This is a genomic window from Micromonospora sp. NPDC049102 (assembly GCF_043197485.1).
Taxonomy (GTDB): domain Bacteria; phylum Actinomycetota; class Actinomycetes; order Mycobacteriales; family Micromonosporaceae; genus Micromonospora.
On record NZ_JBICTE010000027.1, the window covers coordinates 13,228 to 30,191 of the forward strand.

A 16,964-nucleotide genomic window follows, 5' to 3' on the forward strand; every position below is an offset into this window, starting at 1 on the left:
GGGCCGCGTCAGCCGCCGGTGTGGATGTGCGCCGCCCACAGCGTCGGCGCGAGGGGGTAGCGGTCCCGCAGCCGGCGCACCGCCGAGTGCAGCGCGTACGCGGCCGATCGGGTCGCGTCGTCGTGCTCGTAGAAGGCGTCGGTCAGGGCGAGGGAGACCGCGTCGTCGACCTCCCACAGGGTGCCGATGACGTGCCGGAACCCGGCGAGTTGGAAAGCGCCGGTGATGTGCAGCGCCTCGTCGACGAGGGTCGGCGGGGCCTGGGCGGTCGCGCAGGCCGACAGGAAGGCGAACTCCGCGTCGAGGTCGAGCCGGGACACGTCGGCCACGGTGAGTGGGCTGTCCTGGTGGTCGTGCAGGAGCAGCCGGCCCTGCGCCGCGTCGTGCGGGTCGGCCACGGCATGGCAGGCGAAGTGCGCGTAGGCCGAGTCGACCAACCGGTCCAGGACCTGTTCCCGGGTGGCCGTCGCGTCCAGCCCGGTCCACGCTCCGGGTAGCGCCCGCGCCGCCGACGCGGCCTCACGTTCGGCGCTGGGCAGCGCGCCCGGGCCGCCGGGGGTGGCCCGCATCGCCACCACGCAGGACCGGGCATCGCGCCGGGGCTGCCGCGGCGCGGTGCGCCTGCGGGCGAGCGCGGTCACCGTCGGGGTGTAGGAGGAGACCACCCCGTCGAGGGCGGACCGGCCGGCCTCGGCCTGCGCGGCGTGCAGCGGAAAGAACGCCAGCGGACCGACCGGGCACCACCAGACGCGCGGCAACTCGCCGCCCGCCTCCGGCGCGCCGATCGCGTCCAGCACCGGCCCGACAAGGGCAGACCACAACCATTCGAGTACGCCCCGGAGTACCGACTGGGCGCGCAGCCGGCTCCGCGCGTCCGTCATCGGGTCGGACGCCGTGGTGGTGGCCTCCTGGAGCAGCCGCAGCTGCGTCATGGCGTCGGTCAGCGACAGATCCGGCAGCGGCAGCACCGTGACGCGGTGCTCCCGCAGGATCAGCGCGTCGCAGCGCAACTCGCTCGCGATCGGCACGATTACTGTCCCGTCAACCTGGTCGAGCAGTTGCCGGGCGCTGGGAGTGCGCAGGAAGTCGCCCAGGCCGGGCAGCTCCCGGATCGTCGTCAGCAGCACGTTCCACTCGGTCTCCCGGTCCCGGCCGAAGGTGGTGGGCCGGGACGATTCGGGGGCGGGCGCTTCGAAGTCCCGGCGCATCCGTTGGAAGTCGGCCGCCAGTCGCCCGTCGGCGCGTTGGAGCGCCGCCCACTCGCCGTCCGCCGTCAACCGTTGGTGCAGCAGCAGGCCCCGGCCACACTCCAGCAGCTCCACGGCCCGCTCCGGCTGCCCCGCGCCGATCGCGCAGGAAGCGGCAGTCGCCGCCAGCCCGGCCGTCGAGCCGAGGTCGGCGTACTGGTCGTGCCGGGTACGCCCTCGGGAGGCCAACCGGGGCAGCAGCGTGATGGCCTCGTCGAAGGCATCCGTCGCCTCCTCCCACCGGCCCAACGTGGTCAGCGTGTAGGCCGCCTTGTCGAAGGCTTGGATCCGGACCGGCACGGCGCCGGACTCGATGCGGCCGGCGGCGAGCGCCCGTTCGGCGGCCTCGGTCAGGAGGGCGGGCTCACCGGTACGCAGGTAGGTCGCCCGCAACGCCTGGGCGATGGACAACCCGGTCTCGACACGCTGCGGATCGCGCGCGGGCAGGGACTCCAGCGCCTCCCGCAGCAGGACGAGCGACTCCTGGAGGTAGGCGGGCTCCCCGGTGGCGTCATAGAGCAACCGCAGGCTGTAACCCAACTGGTCCAGGTACAACGCGTGGTTGGCCTCGCCGCGTACGGACAGCGCGAGCGCCCGGCGCAGCAGGCCTATCGCGATCTCCAGGGCGGAGACGTCGCCCGTCAACTGGTGCGTCTTCATGCCGACGGTGGAGAGGCTGGCGAGCGCCATCCGATGGTGCGGATGCCGCTCTCCGACGGTGCCCAGCGCGCCGGCGAACTCCTCCCAGGCCTGGCCGAGCAGTTCGGCACGGCCGGTGCGGTCGACAAGGGTGAGCAGCGTCTGTCCGAGCAGGAAACGCGCGTCGATGCTCTGTGAGGTGTGGTCCCGCAGCACCGCGACGGCCCGTTCGACATCGGCGGTGTGGGTGGTCCCGGCCGCCCTGGCCAGCAGGCACCGGGCTCGCAGCATGACGATCTGGTCCCGGTTGGGCCCAGGGATGTCCACCGAGGACAGCAGGTCCAACGCCTCGTCGACGTAGTCCTCCACACCGGTGAGCTGGTAGGCGCGTAACAGCGCCTCGGCGTGGATGCCCCGCAACGCGGGCCGGTGCTCCTCGCTGATCCAGTTCTCGGCCATCTTGGCGATGGCCGTGAGCCGGTAGAGCGTGTCGACCGAGCCGTCGAAGTCGTGCCGGACCCGATAGACCTGGCACGTCTTGAGCATCAGCACCGCGCTGTTGCCCAGGTCGGCCGAGGCGTCCTGGGCGAACTGCAGATACTGCTCGGCGATGTCCAGGAGCTGCGGCTCACTCTCGATCCGGGCTCTGGCCAGCAGCACATCGGTGTACGTGACCAGCGCGCGGACACCGTGCGTCGTACCCAACTCGTCGGCCAGAAAGGAGTCGGCCATGGTGCGGATCGCGGCCTCCAGCACGACGGTGGCCTCGATCAGGTCCTGTCGTGCCTGGTCCGCGTGGTAGCGGTCGAGCAGCGCGGCCCCCAGCTCCACCTGGGCCTCGGCCCAGCGCCGGTCGCCACGCCGCTGCCCCGCCGCGACCCGGCGCCAGTCGTTGACGGCGTCCCTTGCGTAGCCACCCACCGGCACACCTTCCCGTCGCGGTTGCCCCCAGCCTGCCAGCCGTGCGCCACATCGACAGGGGATAATCAGCCGATGAGTCAATCGGTGCCGGACAGGCGACTCGACGACGACCGGGCGGCTCGACTGGCCCGGATCTGCGCGGACATCGCGCAGGTGGGCGACCTGCTCGGGCCGGAACCGGCCCGGGCCCTCACGCGGCTGCGGGATCGGTCACTGTCCGACCAGGGCGTGGACGCGGTGCTCGCCGAGGTGACCGAGTTGATGCGCGTCGGTGGCCTGGTCGGTGGTGACACCACCGTCCGGGGCGATCGTTACCTTCCGTTGGCCGGCATCCACGGCCGCCGCCCGGAGGTGGTCCAGGTGTGCCCCGCCGACCTGTGCGACCGGGTCGAGATCCCCCGGCCGGACGTCGGCCCGTCGCCGCACTGCGCCGTGTGGGACTGCCCACTGCCGACCTTCCGGATGGACCGGTGAACGCCGTCATCGCCTCGCTCGGCGGGAAGCTGGCCGAGCGGTGGCTCGCCGGGCTGGCGCTGCCCGGTGTGGTGTTCGTGGCGATGGTCGCCGCCACCGTGCGGCTCGGCCACACCCACTGGCGGGACCTGCGGCTGCTGCGCCAGGAGGTGGACCGGCTCGCCCTCGGACCGCCGGCCCGCGGCACCGGGTCCGCGCTGCTGATCGTCCTCGGTGTCGTGCTGGGCGCTGTCGTCGCCGCGATGGCCGCCCAGAGCCTGGAACGCCTGGTCGTGGCCCTGTGGACCCAGCCCTGGGGTCGGGCCGGCGAGGCCGTGACCCGCCGGCGGCGGCGCCGGTGGAACGCCGCCATGGACCGGTACGAGAACGCCCTGCGGGACAAGGCACGCCGGTTGCGATCCGCCGACGGCGACGCCGGACCACTACCGGACACCCAGGCGCTCGCCCGCGCCTGCGACCGGATCGCGTTGACCGAGCCGGACCGCCCGACCTGGATCGGTGACCGCATGCAGGCCACGGCGGTACGGGTGCGGGCCTGCTACGGCCTGGACCTGGCCGCCGCATGGCCCCGGCTGTGGCTGCTGCTGCCCGAGGAGACCAGAGGACCGCTCGCCCTCGCGCAGGCCGACTTCGCCGCCGCCGCCCGACGGGTGGGCTGGGGGCTGCTGTATCTGGCGCTCGGCCTGCTGTGGTGGCCCGCGGCGATCCTCGGCCTCGGCCTGTGCGTGGCGGGCTGGCGACAGGGCCGCGGCACGGTGTCCGTGCTGGCCGACCTGGTGGAGGCGGTGGTCGACCTGCACGTACGCGCCCTCGGCGCCGCGCTGGGCCATCCCACCGACGGCACCTTCGGCGCGGCCGACGGAGAGGCCGTGACCCTCCTGCTTCGCAAGGACCGGTGATCCCCAGGGTCAGGTGCCGGCGGCCGGGCGGGGTTTCCGGGAACGTGAAAACCGGGCATGTATCCCGGCACTGCTGGAAGGGGAGAGACAGCGATGCTGGTAACCGGTTATCTCGGCGCGGTGCTCATCGGCGCCCTCGTCGGCCTGCTCGGTCGGCTCATCCTGCCGGGGAGGCAGCGGATCGGCATCTTCGCCACGTTCGTCCTCGGCGTCGGCTCGGCGGTGCTGGGCACCGTCGTCGCCAGGGCGCTGCACGTCGACGACGACGCCGGCGTGCGGGTGTGGGTGCTGCGCTGGGACTGGATCGTGCTCGCGATCCAGGTCGGTCTCGCGATCATCGCCGTGGCGCTGGCGAACATGCTCACCTTCACCCGGCTTGCCGGCGGTGACGACACCCCTCGTCGGCGGGTCCGGCGCCGTAAGGCCAAGAGCGAATCCTGATCCCCGCCACGCTGATCCGCTCCCCAGATCCGCACAAGATCAGGCGGCGCTGCGCGTCCGGCGCGAGGACGCCCAGGTTGAGTCCCGCCGGATTGAGGGCGACCACGGCCGCTACGTCGGACTCCGGTGCCGTGCCGGACGGTGTCAGGGCCGCCAGCATCGCCAGGTGAGCGCCGGCCGAGCTGCCGCCCAAGGCCCGCTGCGACGCTTCGAGCCCGCGCGACGCGGCCAGTCGGCCGAACCGCGCGGCGGCATGCCGTCGTCCGGCTCGACGACCAGCAGAGGCAACCCGTCGGCGGCCCGATACGAGATCGAGGACGTACGCCAGGTCCCCGGCATGACGGCATCCGATCACCGACCGCGGACGACCGCAAGCTGCTGGGGCGCGGAGCCCTCCACTGTGGCTGCCCACCGTGTCGATGTACTCGTGAGCGATATACCTCAGAGGTATGAATATGACTCTGGGGAACGCCCGGGGTGGGTCGAAGTCAGGGGCGCGACTGGCTGCTGCCGGCGTCCAACTCGGTAGAGATGCGGGCTGGGACCGCCGACGTGACACCTGCACCCGGGTGCCACGTCGGCGGTCCTTGTCATGACGAGGCCGGCTCCTTCGGAGGGCACTTGAGGACGGCCGCGGAGAGTGCCTCGAGTTGCGTGGTGTGCTGCGGGATGTCGTTCGCTAGTGTGGCGATGGCATCGACCCACTGGCCCTTCTGCTCGACGGTGATCTTGGCCCGGTTGTCGGTGATGAACCTGTTGGCGTCGGAGAATCGCCCGTCCTTGATGTCGTCGATCATGTCGAGGATCGACACGGTCACGTTGGTGGCGTCGGTGGAGCCGTCGATGGCGGTGACCATGTCGGCGAGGTTGGCGGTGCTCAGCCCGCCATCGAGGCCGGTGCCGAGGTGCCCGGCGGCCTCGAGACGTCCCACGGCGTGCAGGAGGGTCTTCGGCCGGTCGGCCTCGACGGTGGCGTCGGCGTAGTCGAAGACGACATCGACGTGCTCGGTCGAACTGAACTCCAGCGCCGGGGCGAAGACCCGCAGATCGCGTTGATCGGGGACCCGTTCGATCATCTGCTCGACGTGCGCGCGGTGGGCCGTGACGTCCTGCGTCGACCAGGTCCTGCGGATCTGGTGGAAGAGCTGACGCCGGTCGGTGACCGGTGCCCAGATGAGGGCGCCGAGGGCGTCGTCGACGCGGGTGACGGCAGCGGTCGGGCGGGCCATCTGCGTCGCCGCGGCCAAGACGCCGGCATCGAGCTGGGGCCACAGGTCTGCGGAGGTCTCGGTGCGTCCATCCGCTCGGGCGACGGTGGCCTGCCAGCTCGGTTCGAGCTGCGCGAGGCCGCCGCCGGCCCCCTGCGGGGTCTGGTGCAGCACGGTCGCGCCGTACCGCTCGGTGACCCGCAGAAGGTCGAGATCAACGGCCCCACGCCGTACGACGATGGGCAGTTGGCCGCGTTGGGCGAACTGTTCGAGGAGATGGTTCAGCGAGCTGACGTCCTGCGCCCTGTCGGCCGCCCGTGTCGGACGCGGGGTGCCGAGCAGGACGACGGGGTGCTCGGCGTCGGCCAGGGCGGCCAACTGATCGACCGTGGCACGGGATACAGCTGCGTTGTTGCTCGAGATGACGTAGACGTTCGACTGCTGCTTAACGCCGTCGTCCAACCGCAGCGGCCACGACGGCGGCTGCGTCGGCTCGGCTGTCGCTGGTTCTTCTGCCTCCGTGCCAAGTTCGAACCCGTCGTCGGACGTCCGCGGCGTGAGCGGTTGGTGCGTCTGCGCCGTGGTGCCGGTGGGTGACATGGAGTCCGACCCGGCGGCGATCTGTTCCGGGCTGATGGTGACGGTTTCGGTGCCGTGGTAGCCGCCGAGGGCGTTGGGGGGGCCCACGAGTTTGTCGAGGACGTGGAGTTGTCGGGGTTGCAGGGCGCCCTGGGCGAGGTGCGAGTCGGGGTCCAGGGATCGGCCGTCAGAAGTGAGTGTGGGTACGCCCATGGTGTTGCCCGCGACCGGGTCGTCGGGAAGGCCGAGGTTGTGCAGGAGTTCGTGGACGTACGCCTCGGCGGGTGCGTCGGGCCACCAACGGAACTGGTTCATGGTGGCCGGTCCGGCGGTGGGCCGTGGAGTGAGTTCGGCGGGTAGGTGCGCGTCGGTTCCGGATTGGACTCGTTCGACGCGGAAGACCAGCCGGTCGCCGTTGGGCAGAACGTTGGTGGGGTTGGTGCTGAGTCTGTTCGCACCGGTGTGCAGTGCGGCGAAGACCCGGTCGCCGCCGTCCGGCGTGACCAGGCGCGGGTCGGTGACGGATACGCGGGTGGTGACTTCGGTGTACCAGGTGCCGTCGAGCTGGTAGCGGCGTACGTCGAAGGCCGAGCGGGTGACCTGGTGTGAGTGCGGGTGGACGGAGACGTGCTCGCGTACACCCACGGTGGCGTCGGTACGGGCTGCTTCGACGGCCGGGTCTGGCTGCGCCAGTACGGGTTTGCTCACCTCAACCGGCCAGACAGCCGCCCCGGTCAACTCGGGAACGCGAGGGATTTGCGGCAAGGCTCGTCGCCTTCGTGCCGGCTGTTGTGGTGCGGGTGCCGAGACCGGCGTGGGCGTAACCTCAAGCGACGCCATGAATCCGGCGACAACGTCGTCGTTCACCTCGAACGGACCCGAGTCCAGGCCATTCGCAGCCATGAAGCTCCGTAGCATAGGCTGCAAAGATTCCGTTGTGTAGTGCAGGCCGGCCGCCTCAACCGCTTCCACTACCCGCCCGAGCAACTGCCGGCGCGGAGCGGCGAGCTCGTCGAACGCTGGACCCGGGTTGGGAATGTACTGTATCGCGTCCTGGAGCGTTGCCCGCGGGATTAACTGGGTGCCTGGCCCGTCGGCCACGTACCACCGGCTCTGGTTGGTGTTCGGATCGAGACCGTTTAGCACGACGCCGCGCGGAGGGCGTTCTCCGAAACTCGAGGTGGGGATCGATTGATAGACACTTCGGGCGAAGCTTTCGATAGTGGCACGTTCGCCGTGGAGCCGAAGTATCAGGATGGGCGGCTCATAGTCGTCAGTACTCCAGAACCTACGGTCGTTGGCCAGTTGCTCCGGACTGATCTTGTTGAGGCCGTCCTGGAGCCGAGGCTTCTCGGGGCCACCTTGCACCACGCCGGTGACCGCAAATGTCCCCATAAGGAGGGGGAATTCTTTGTTCTGTTCGTGGATCTTTTGGTTCAAGGAAGAATTGTCGTACGCAAGATACTCCACAATCGCGCCGAGGGGATAGTGCAATTCGTCAGGTGCTGCGCGCCCCTTGCCATGCGCCCGGCGAGTCGTGGGAGCCCGGGCCGGGCCAGTCAGAATTTCTTCCCACCGCTTGTACAGATCATCTAGGCGCGCTCCGTCGAGCAGGACGGGTCCTCCGCTCCCAGCGGGGAACAGCTGCGTCCTGCCGCTTGGATCTGTGATCGACCATCCGGTCGGAGAGCTGAGGGTTAACTGACCCGACCAGTTCGCGATCACCTCGGTGTCAAGGTGAATCGGATGGGCGAGCCACAGGCGGAAGCCCGCTGCCACTTCGCCGAGGACTCGCTCGTCCTTACTGCCGCCGCGGGCCAGTACCAGGAAACCCTTCAGCTGCGTGGTCATCTGACGGGACGCGCCGCTCACGCTGTAACGGCGCCGCATCGGTTGTTCGATCCCGCTCGGCATCACTCTTCCCGGATCAGCTATGAAGACAGTGAGCTCGTCCGCTGTGACGTAAATTTCTGTAGCGGGCGCCTTGGCAACGGCAGGCGACATGTTCCGGGCCTGCGCGGTGACCGGCGGACGTGGCAGGTCGATGTGCGCCAGACTGCCGGCGCCATGGAAGTAAAGTTCAGCTTTACCGCTTCGAGTCTCGGCGGTCAGTGGGAATGTCGACGTCCCGCCCAGGTCGACAAGCGCGATTTCGGCCGGACGGTCACCAACGACTGCTATGAAGCCGATTTTTCCTAGTCGCACGGGAGTGACGGTATTCGGAGGCAGTCTCTCCAGTTGAGCCAATGTCGTCAACTGCCACGTCGCCGGATGATTCTTGGCCCACTGCTCGAAGGTCGTCGCACCCATCGGTTTGGTTAGTGGAATGATCGCGCGGAGGAACTCGTCCAGTGTTACTGTGCCGTTCGTTGCCAGAAGATTTCGTAGGTATGTCTGGACTTGTGCCACAGCGTCGCCGCTGCCTGGCTGCGAGACCGGCTTCGGCACCGCAATGGTGCCGTCCTGATCGAGCACGGCGTGCACGTCCGCTAGTGCGTCCAGGTCGACCACGAGATAGGGCTTCCCGCCGAAGGAAATTCGGCCCACATGCTCAGATGGCACCCGTAGTTCGACGAAGTTCGTTGCGGTTTCAGGTCGCTGTGCGCTGAGCGGCATGAGACCGCTGAAGAACAACCTCGCCAGCCCCGTGTCGACGGGGCCGTAGGGCACAGGTGGGGGAAGCCTCAGCCACCCGGTGCTCTGCGACCCGATGTCACCCTTCGTATCATTGATGGCGTCGCGCACCAGCTTTGCCTGCCCGAAGGTGAGCCTATCCCCCTTCAGCATACTTCCCAGTGCGTTGATAACGAACTCGATCGATTTGATATCGGCTGGCGGTGCCACGATGTGGCGGTCAGGCCTAGCCGCTCTGGTCGGGGCGGCCGCCTCTACGTGTGGCGCTGCGACGGCGACCAACTGCGGGGTTGGCGCGTCGTACGATGTGACGGCGACGTGGGTGGGTCCGGCGGCCGTGTGCGCTGGGATTTCCCACGGATTCCGCTCATCGGCGTACGTCGGCAGCGCATTACGCTCGTACCAGATCTTGACCGAACGGCGCTGGTCCTTGGTGGATCGCGGGTCGGTGTCTCCGAGGCGCCTGGTCTGGTTCCTTCCGCGGCTGATTTCCGTGATCTGCGTGCGCTTGACAATCGTCTCGAGTCCGAAAGCGGCCAGACGATGAGGCAACTGCTGCCTTAGTACGGTTCCTACCGCCTTCGCCCGTTCCAAGCCGGTGTCCCCTATTATGCTGTTGCCCCCACCCTCGACGTACACGATGTTCCGGTAGGTGTCGTCGGCCGCCACCGCGCGGGCGGTCGCTTGCGCGAGCTGATGCGCGATGGCCGCGACCCGGGCGACCTGGGACGGCCCGAGCGTCGACTCCCCGGAGTCGAAGTCGACCTGCCAGGGATGATGGCCACCGGATGGGTCGGGATGACGCGGGAGCGCACGGACCGCCGCGTCGAGGGACCGGACCTTCTCCTCAAGCCGGCCAATGTCCCGAATGGTCTTGTTTGCGTCGATACGCCCAGGGCTGTTGTAGCCGCGCAGCTCCTGCGGCGCCAACGGCAGCCCGTCGCGGGGGGTGAGCTCCGAAAAGTGAGTGGTGATGCCGAGCGCATGGAGCTGGTTGATCGGTTGATGACCCTGAGGGCGGGAAAGAAGGGCGTCGTCAAGGTAGTCGGCGAGCGTCAATCTGTTATGGAAAGCGGTTTTGTGATGGAGGAGATTCTTATACCGGGTCTGGCGGAACCACTCGTGGATCGCCTCGTCCCCCAGGGCGTGGTCCTGCGCGATGCTCCGGATTTTTGGCGCGTTCGTGTTGAGCCAATTCTGCACGTTAGCCGGCAGATACCGACGCATGTCGCCGGGTGCCACTCTCGACGCCACCAAGAGGTATTTCTTGGCCCAATCCCGCTCGCCGCCGCGCGCCGCGCGAACCGCTTCGCTCATCACCTGGGCGTAGACCGAGGCCAGGAACCCCCGTAACGACATGGCTTCGAAGTCTCGTTTAAGAGCAGCCTCATTTTTGTGTCCGGCGTAGTCAACCGTGATGGCGTCGGCGAAGGCCCGAGCTTGGCGGGACAAATCTATGGCGACAGACAATTCCGTGTTGGCATGTCGCTCGGCGTGCTCCATAAGGTCGTACAGGCTGGGAATAGGCACGCCCGCGGTGTACTGAAGATCGAGGCTCTGGGTGCTGTGGGGTGCGGCTATTCGATAATTTCCCGCACCGGGTCCGACCTTTAAATCGTCGTCTTCCTGGACCATTTCCGCCAGCGTGACCCCTGCACGGATCTTTTGCAACCGATTTAGTTCACGATGGAAACCTTTGATCACCTCCCCTTGATCTGTGAAGGCGGTTTCGCCGTCGAGAGTGTTGAAGGGCTTGGAGACCAGCTCGACGATCCACTTCCCACGCCGGGCGTGGAGCACGGCCATGATCGTTGGTGAGGTGTAGAGGACGCCGCCCGACATCGCCCGTCCCTCCCCGCGAATCTCCACTACCGCGGATGTCGCAGCCTCGAATCCGATAGCGCCGTAGCGACGGTCGGTAGCCGGATCGATCAACGCGTCGACCAGCGAGGGAGTGCGCGGCTGTGCCACCGGCACCTCTTGGCCGGTCTCGTCGAGGACAACCGCGGACGCGTGCGCCGGATTCAGCGCCGGCTTGCCCTCCAACACCCGCTCGCCCGGCACGCGTTGTAGATCGAAGTAGACGACGTCACCATTAGCGAATCGGTGCGCACCGAGCGCGTGACCCACCGCGGGGCGGCCCGCGACATCGTCCTTCCGCAGGACGCCGGAATTGCGCTGGACCAGAATCAGTGCCGTAGTCGGTCGGGACCCGGTGCCGGCCTGCTCAAGCCGCGACTCCAGTTCGTCCCAGGACGTGAAAGGAGCCAGGTCGACACCGCCGAGCAGATGACTGGTCTGTCGCCCCGACAGCACGGAGTCGTCAACCGTACGCGCCGCTTTCGGCGGTACGTGAGTGTCCGCGTCGAGTAGTCGCCGGTGCGGGAAGAGGTGTCCCATCGCTCGGTTCAACAACACGACGCACGACTCGAGATCGGCCAACGAATCGCGTCCGGTAACCGCATCCAGTCGCTGTGACAACTGATCCGTCGTAGTGACTGCTGTCAGTGCCGAGGCCCGAGATGGGCGATCGCCGGTCAGCGCGGAGCCGGCGACGAGGGCGGCCGCCTTCTTCGACACGTCCGCATGGGCGATGCTGAGAGAAACCGGACGTCGCGGCAGGGTCGCAGCCTTCACACCTGCCGAGGTGTCGCGCAGGAGCCCGACGCCACCGGGAAACTGCAGCGCCAGCACGCTGGTCACGTTCTTCTGGTCGCCGACCGTGATCAGTCGGGCCTCGCCCGGTTCCATGGGCGCCAGAGCACGCCACAGCCCGACCACTCCACCTGCGACCGGTGCCGCCTCCTTGACCGAGGTGGTGAGTTCGTCGATGCCGGCGAAGCCGCCAACCTTGTCGACGAGGAGGTCGATGACGGGCCGTACCAAGCCCAACTCGGCGCCGTCGGCCCCGACCCACCGGACCTGACCCGGCATCGGGGGACCAGTCAGCGCCTGTCGGGGGTTGTCACCGTGGACGGCCGGATGCTCGGTGAGCAGGTGAGGTTGCGGCAGGACCAGGACGTACTCGACGTCAGCCGGACCGTGTGCCGGACGACCCAGGGCGTCGATCGGCAACATCCGTTCGGAGGGATCAGCGGTGAGCGTGGCACCCGGGACGAGCACGGGCAGGCCCAGCTCGTCGGCGCGGGCAAGGGCACCGGCTTCGTCGAGCCCAGCGACGATCGACCTGGCCGACCCGTCCACCATCCGTGCCACCACGCTTGGCGGTTGCGCCAGCAGCACGTCGCGCACCAGCGCGGGGGCGACCCCCTTCAGGTCCACGTGGAGCAGAACCGTGCCGGGCAACGGCTGGGCGTCAAACACCTGAGACGGAATCGAGCCCTGCTCCGCACCCAGATGCATGTCCGACTTCGACACCCAGGTGACCAGGAATTCGAGGCAATCAGCCGTCATGCGCCGTTCTCCACCCTCTTCGCCCGTTGCTTCGACAACCAGTCGGCCCGTGAAAATCTAGCGCGCGCCATCGAGCTGTCCACAAGGGTGGTTTGTCGCCGAGTGTCCGAGCTCTTGAGCGCTGCCGTTCCGTCAGACCAGGTTGGCTGGGATGATTCCCGGGCAACTCTAAGCAGGGTCAGTGGACGATCACTGGTTTCGTCGGCAGGCAAGTCACGTTCAGTGAGCCATTTTCATCCTGCGTAGCGGTTGGCTTCGACGTGGTGCAGGACGAGGGTGGCTTGGACGATCGCGGTGTGGCCCTTGTCGGCGAAGGTCATGACGTCCGCGCTGGTGAGGGCAGCGATGGTGCCGTGATGGCGTGCGGCGCTCAGGTCGTGTACCGAACCGGGCAGTGCCGGTGATGCCCAGACGAGCCGGCCGGCCGCGTCAGCGATGACCTGCACGTTCACGCCGTGGCGTTTGTGTTTCCCGCTGTAGTAGGGCTTCTACTCGGCGACCCGGTCGATCGGGATCAGCGTGCCGTCCAGGATCGCGTACGCCAGCAGCTGGATGCGTCGCGTCGCGGTGCCTGCCACACCCGCCCTGAGCTGCAAGATCAGCTTGAAAACGGCTCAGTAGTCCCTCGGCTGGGCAGCTGCCCATCGCCGGAGCGAACGACGCCGCTGCGAGGCCCTGGTTACGGCAGCGGTCGCCGGCAGCACCGCTCCGGGCGGGGCCGCCCCAGACGTCTGCCGGACCGCTCAGTGAGAAGTATCACGGCCACCACCTACCCGCTGACGGCGCGGACTCCGCCGGGCGCGGGCGGGGTGAATCCGGGGGTACGCGCGTCAGCAGGCGCGGCGGCCTCGACGACGAGCACCGCGACGGCGATGACGGTGGTCAGTTTGCGCAGAAGGATAGGGCTCACAGGCGTGCTCCTCGCGGCGACGGGACGGTGTGAGCCGACGGTAACGGTCCGTCATTGATCTAAATCGGTCAATGTCATGATGCTGACTGAGGGCGCAGCGTGCACTGCGGGCGTCGGTGTTCTGCGCGAACCCGGCGCACAGTCCACAACTACCGCATACCGTCACCAGGGCGGACACCGCTACCCGCCGGACCGGCGGCGCCGCCTACCGGAAGGGACCGGACATGAGCCGAGTCGAGACCGTGCTCCTGCCGGAGTTGGACGGGCCGGCGTCGCCGATACTGCCGAGGGCCCTGGGCCTGCTGAGCCTTGCCCTGGGCGTGGGCGCGCTGGCCGCGCCGCGGCCCCTCGCACGACTGGCCGGGGTGGACGACTCCCCGGCGGCGCAGGCGGTCATCGGGGCCGTCGGCGCACGCGAACTGGTGCACGGCGTCGGTCTGCTCAGCGGCCGCCGCCCCGTCGGCTGGGCCTGGACCCGCGTGGCCGGTGACGCGCTCGACCTCACCCTGCTGGGCCGGGCGATGGCCGACCGTCGGGGTGAACGACGTCGCCGCCTGGCCCTGACCACCGCCGCGATCGCCGGCGTCGCCGCCCTCGACGTCGCCACCGCCGTCGCCACCGGACGGGCGCGCCGGGCTCGGGCACGGATGATCCGGATGGAGATCGCGGTGACGGTGAACCGGTCCCCCGCCGAGGCGTACCGGTTCTGGCGCGACATGGAGAACCTGCCCCGGTTCATGGCGCACCTGGAGTCGGTACGCGCTGACGACCTGCGCCGCTCGCACTGGGTCGCCCGTGGACCCGCCGGCCGCCACGTCGAGTGGGACGCCGAGATCATCGACGATCAGCCGAACAGGTCGATCACCTGGCGGTCGCTGCCCGGCAGTCGGGTGGCGAACGCCGGCCGGGTCGCGTTCGTGCCCGCCCCGGGCGACCGGGGCACCGAGGTCCGGGTGCAACTGCGCTACGCGCCCCCGGCCGGCGCGCTCGGCCGGGCGGTGGCGAAGCTCTTCGGCGAGGAGCCCGAGCAGCAGGTCCGCGACGACCTGCGCCGGTTCAAGCAGGTGCTGGAGGTCGGCGAGGTGGTCCGCTCCGAGGGCAGCCCGAGCGGCATCTCCGTACGCCAACAGGCCATGCAGCGGCCCGCGCAGCCGCTCCCGGCGTCCCGTCGCTGACCGTTCGTCGAGAGGACGAGGAATGAAGGCCACCGCCTGGATGGGCACCGACACCGTCAAGGTGATCGACGTACCCGACCCGACGATCATGAACGCCCGCGACGCGATCGTCCGGGTCAGCACCACCGCCATCTGCGGCTCCGACCTGCACCTCTACCACGGTTACATCCCCGCGATGCGCAAGGGCGACATCCTCGGCCACGAGTTCATGGGCGAGGTGGTGGAGGTCGGTCCGCAGGTGCGCAACCTCAAACCCGGCGACCGGGTCGTGGTGCCGTTCCCGATCGCCTGCGGGCACTGCTCCTCCTGCCAACGCGGCCTCTATTCGGTGTGCGAGAACTCCAACCCCAACGCCGGAATCGCCGAGAAGATCATGGGCCACTCGCCGGCCGGCATCTTCGGCTACTCCCACCTGCTCGGCGGGTACGCGGGCGGCCAGGCCGAGTACGCGCGGGTGCCGTTCGCCGACGTCGGCCCCCTCAAGGTGCCCGACGAGATCCCCGACGACCAGGCCGTCATGCTCGCCGACGTCTTTCCGACCGGCTACATGGGCGCCGAGATGTGCGACATCAAACCCGGTCAGGTCATCGCGATCTGGGGCGCGGGACCGGTGGGGCTGCTCGCCGCGGCCAGCGCCCGGCTGCTCGGCGCGGAGCGGGTGATCGTCATCGACCGGTTCCCGTACCGTCTGCGGCTCGCCGCGGAGCACACCGACGCCGAGACGATCAACTACGAGGACGTCGACGTGCTCGACACCCTCAACGAGATGACCGCCGGCCGGGGACCGGACGCCTGCATCGACGCGGTCGGCCTGGAGGGCCACCACGGCAACACCGCGATGTACGCGTACGACCGGGCCAAACAGGCCATGCGGACCGAGACGGAACGGCCGTTCGCGCTACGGGAGGCGATCCTGGCCTGCCGCTCCGGGGGAGTCGTCTCGGTCGTCGGCGGGTACGGCGGTTTCGTCGACAAGTTCCCGATGGGGGCGTTCATGAACCGGTCACTGGTCATGCGGACCGGTCAGTGTCACGTGCAGCGGTACACGCGGCCGCTGTTGGACCGCATCCAGCGCGGCGAGATCGACCCGAGCTTCATCGTCAGTCACCGCATGTCGCTCCGCGACGCCCCCAAGGGCTACAAGATCTTCCAAAAGAAGCAGGACGACTGCACGAAGGTGCTCCTCAAGGTCTGACCGCCCCCCGTCCTCGCTGATCTTGCACTTTCTGTGGCGGCGCAAGGGACATACCACCCCATGTCGGCAACCGAAACCGCAAGATCGGCGCGAGCGGGGGGTGGCCCTGGCGGGGTGCCGTTTGTGGTCCGTGGGCTCGGGAACGCCGTCCGTTCGTCCGCCAGCCGGCCTGCGTGCCGGCGCGGAGACGGAGGGAGCGGGTCATGGAGTACGAGCAGATGATCGCCACCGTACGACAGCGTGGAGGCCTCGGAGAGAACGAGGCGGTCCGATCCGTGCAAGCCGTCCTGTCGGTGCTCGGCGAACGACTCGCCGGACAGGAAGCCGACAACCTCGCGGCGCAGTTGCCGGACCGACTGAACGGGTCCGTCACCCGCAACCCGCAGGGCCGTCGGTGGGACGTCGGCGAGTTCCTGAAACACGTCGGCGACCGGGAACAGGTCGCGAACGCGGACGTGGTGCGTCAGCACGCCCAGGTGGTGCTGAACACCGTCGCCGAGGCGCTCGACGACGACGACCGGCACGATCTGCTGGCCCAACTGCCGGGCGGCATCATCGACCTCTTCGGTGTCCCCGTACCGCGCGGTTGACCGTGCCACGTCGTCACCGAGGGCGGACCCCGGCCTCCACGGTCAGGGTCCCCGCCTCGGCGTCGATCGTGGCCCGCGGGCCGAGCGGAACGGTGAGCTGCCCGTTGCCATGCCCCAGGCGCAGCCCGCCCAGGACGGGCACGCCCAGGTCGTACAGGCGGTCCCGCAACACCGCCGCCGCGTCCCACTCGCCGACCCGGGTCGTTGAGCGCGGCGTTCAGGTCTGCCAGTCGCTGCGCGTCGGTGCCGGCCAGGTAGCCGTACTTCGCGTAGACATGCTCGCCCAGCTCCACCTCCAGACCCCAGCTCCGCAGGATCTCGATGCCACGCGCCATGTTCGTCGGGTTGGGTGTGCCTCCCGGCGACACCACTCGCACCCGGTCGCCGGGTGCCAGCGCCGGTGCCCGCAGCACCCGCTTCGCGCCGGGCGGCGGCGCACTCGGCGCACTCGGGGCGGCGGATGCGGCATCCGGCCGGCCAGCGAGCGCCACTGCGCCGGCCGCCGCCGCTCCCACGCCGAGCATGCGACGACGCGACAGGGACGGCGGTACGGATGCGCGGGGCGGAACGGGATCGCCCCCAGAGCTGGCCACAGTCGTGCCTCCATCGTCATCGACGTGCGACGTCAGAGCCGCTAC

The 16,964-nt window shown here is 69.0% G+C and carries 9 protein-coding genes and 2 pseudogenes; 6 read left to right on the forward strand and 5 right to left on the reverse strand.

What is annotated here, in order from left to right; genetic code table 11:
• Positions 1-8 precede the first annotated feature (8 nt).
• Positions 9-2,807, reverse strand: coding sequence for a CHAT domain-containing protein (locus ACGFH9_RS22930; protein WP_393222632.1), 2,799 nt, complete (start codon positions 2,805-2,807; stop codon positions 9-11).
• Positions 2,808-2,879: 72 nt separating this feature from the next.
• Here ACGFH9_RS22930 and ACGFH9_RS22935 point away from each other — a divergent pair, with 72 nt between their 5' ends.
• The 3 genes from ACGFH9_RS22935 to ACGFH9_RS22945 all read left to right on the forward strand — a co-directional run bounded on the left by ACGFH9_RS22935 (position 2,880) and on the right by ACGFH9_RS22945 (position 4,621).
• Positions 2,880-3,281: a hypothetical protein gene (locus ACGFH9_RS22935; protein ID WP_393222635.1), complete on the forward strand. Its 402-nt coding sequence runs from the start codon at positions 2,880-2,882 to the stop codon at positions 3,279-3,281.
• Positions 3,278-4,180, forward strand: coding sequence for a hypothetical protein (locus ACGFH9_RS22940; protein WP_393222638.1), 903 nt, complete (start codon positions 3,278-3,280; stop codon positions 4,178-4,180). The genes ACGFH9_RS22935 and ACGFH9_RS22940 overlap by 4 nt, the downstream gene beginning before the upstream one ends.
• Before the next feature lie 93 nt (positions 4,181-4,273).
• Positions 4,274-4,621, forward strand: coding sequence for a GlsB/YeaQ/YmgE family stress response membrane protein (locus ACGFH9_RS22945; RefSeq protein WP_355621311.1), 348 nt, complete (start codon positions 4,274-4,276; stop codon positions 4,619-4,621).
• Between the two features lie 590 nt (positions 4,622-5,211).
• Here the strand turns inward: ACGFH9_RS22945 and ACGFH9_RS22950 are convergent.
• From ACGFH9_RS22950 to ACGFH9_RS22960, 3 genes and pseudogenes are all read right to left on the reverse strand, one after another.
• On the reverse strand, positions 5,212-12,456 hold the full coding sequence (locus ACGFH9_RS22950) for a hypothetical protein (protein WP_393222641.1): 7,245 nt from the start codon (positions 12,454-12,456) through the stop codon (positions 5,212-5,214).
• Positions 12,457-12,689: 233 nt separating this feature from the next.
• Positions 12,690-13,007, reverse strand: a pseudogene (locus ACGFH9_RS22955) (transposase family protein); the annotation flags it as partial.
• A 218-nt stretch (positions 13,008-13,225) separates the two neighbouring features.
• Positions 13,226-13,366: a hypothetical protein gene (locus tag ACGFH9_RS22960; RefSeq protein WP_393222643.1), complete on the reverse strand. Its 141-nt coding sequence runs from the start codon at positions 13,364-13,366 to the stop codon at positions 13,226-13,228.
• 224 nt (positions 13,367-13,590) lie between these two features.
• On the opposite strand from ACGFH9_RS22960, the gene ACGFH9_RS22965 reads away from it, so the two are divergent.
• From ACGFH9_RS22965 to ACGFH9_RS22975, 3 genes are all read left to right on the forward strand, one after another.
• Entirely contained in the window at positions 13,591-14,541 is a 951-nt protein-coding gene (locus tag ACGFH9_RS22965) for an SRPBCC family protein (protein WP_393222646.1), read from the forward strand.
• A gap of 22 nt (positions 14,542-14,563) precedes the next feature.
• Positions 14,564-15,736 (forward strand): zinc-dependent alcohol dehydrogenase, encoded by a 1,173-nt coding sequence (locus tag ACGFH9_RS22970; RefSeq protein WP_393222649.1) that lies wholly within the window; start codon positions 14,564-14,566, stop codon positions 15,734-15,736.
• A gap of 203 nt (positions 15,737-15,939) precedes the next feature.
• Positions 15,940-16,326 carry a DUF2267 domain-containing protein gene (locus ACGFH9_RS22975; protein ID WP_393222652.1) on the forward strand — a complete coding sequence of 129 codons (387 nt, stop codon included), beginning with the start codon at positions 15,940-15,942 and terminating at the stop codon, positions 16,324-16,326.
• A gap of 13 nt (positions 16,327-16,339) precedes the next feature.
• Here the strand turns inward: ACGFH9_RS22975 and ACGFH9_RS22980 are convergent.
• Positions 16,340-16,739, reverse strand: a pseudogene (locus ACGFH9_RS22980) (LD-carboxypeptidase).
• Positions 16,740-16,964 lie beyond the last annotated feature (225 nt).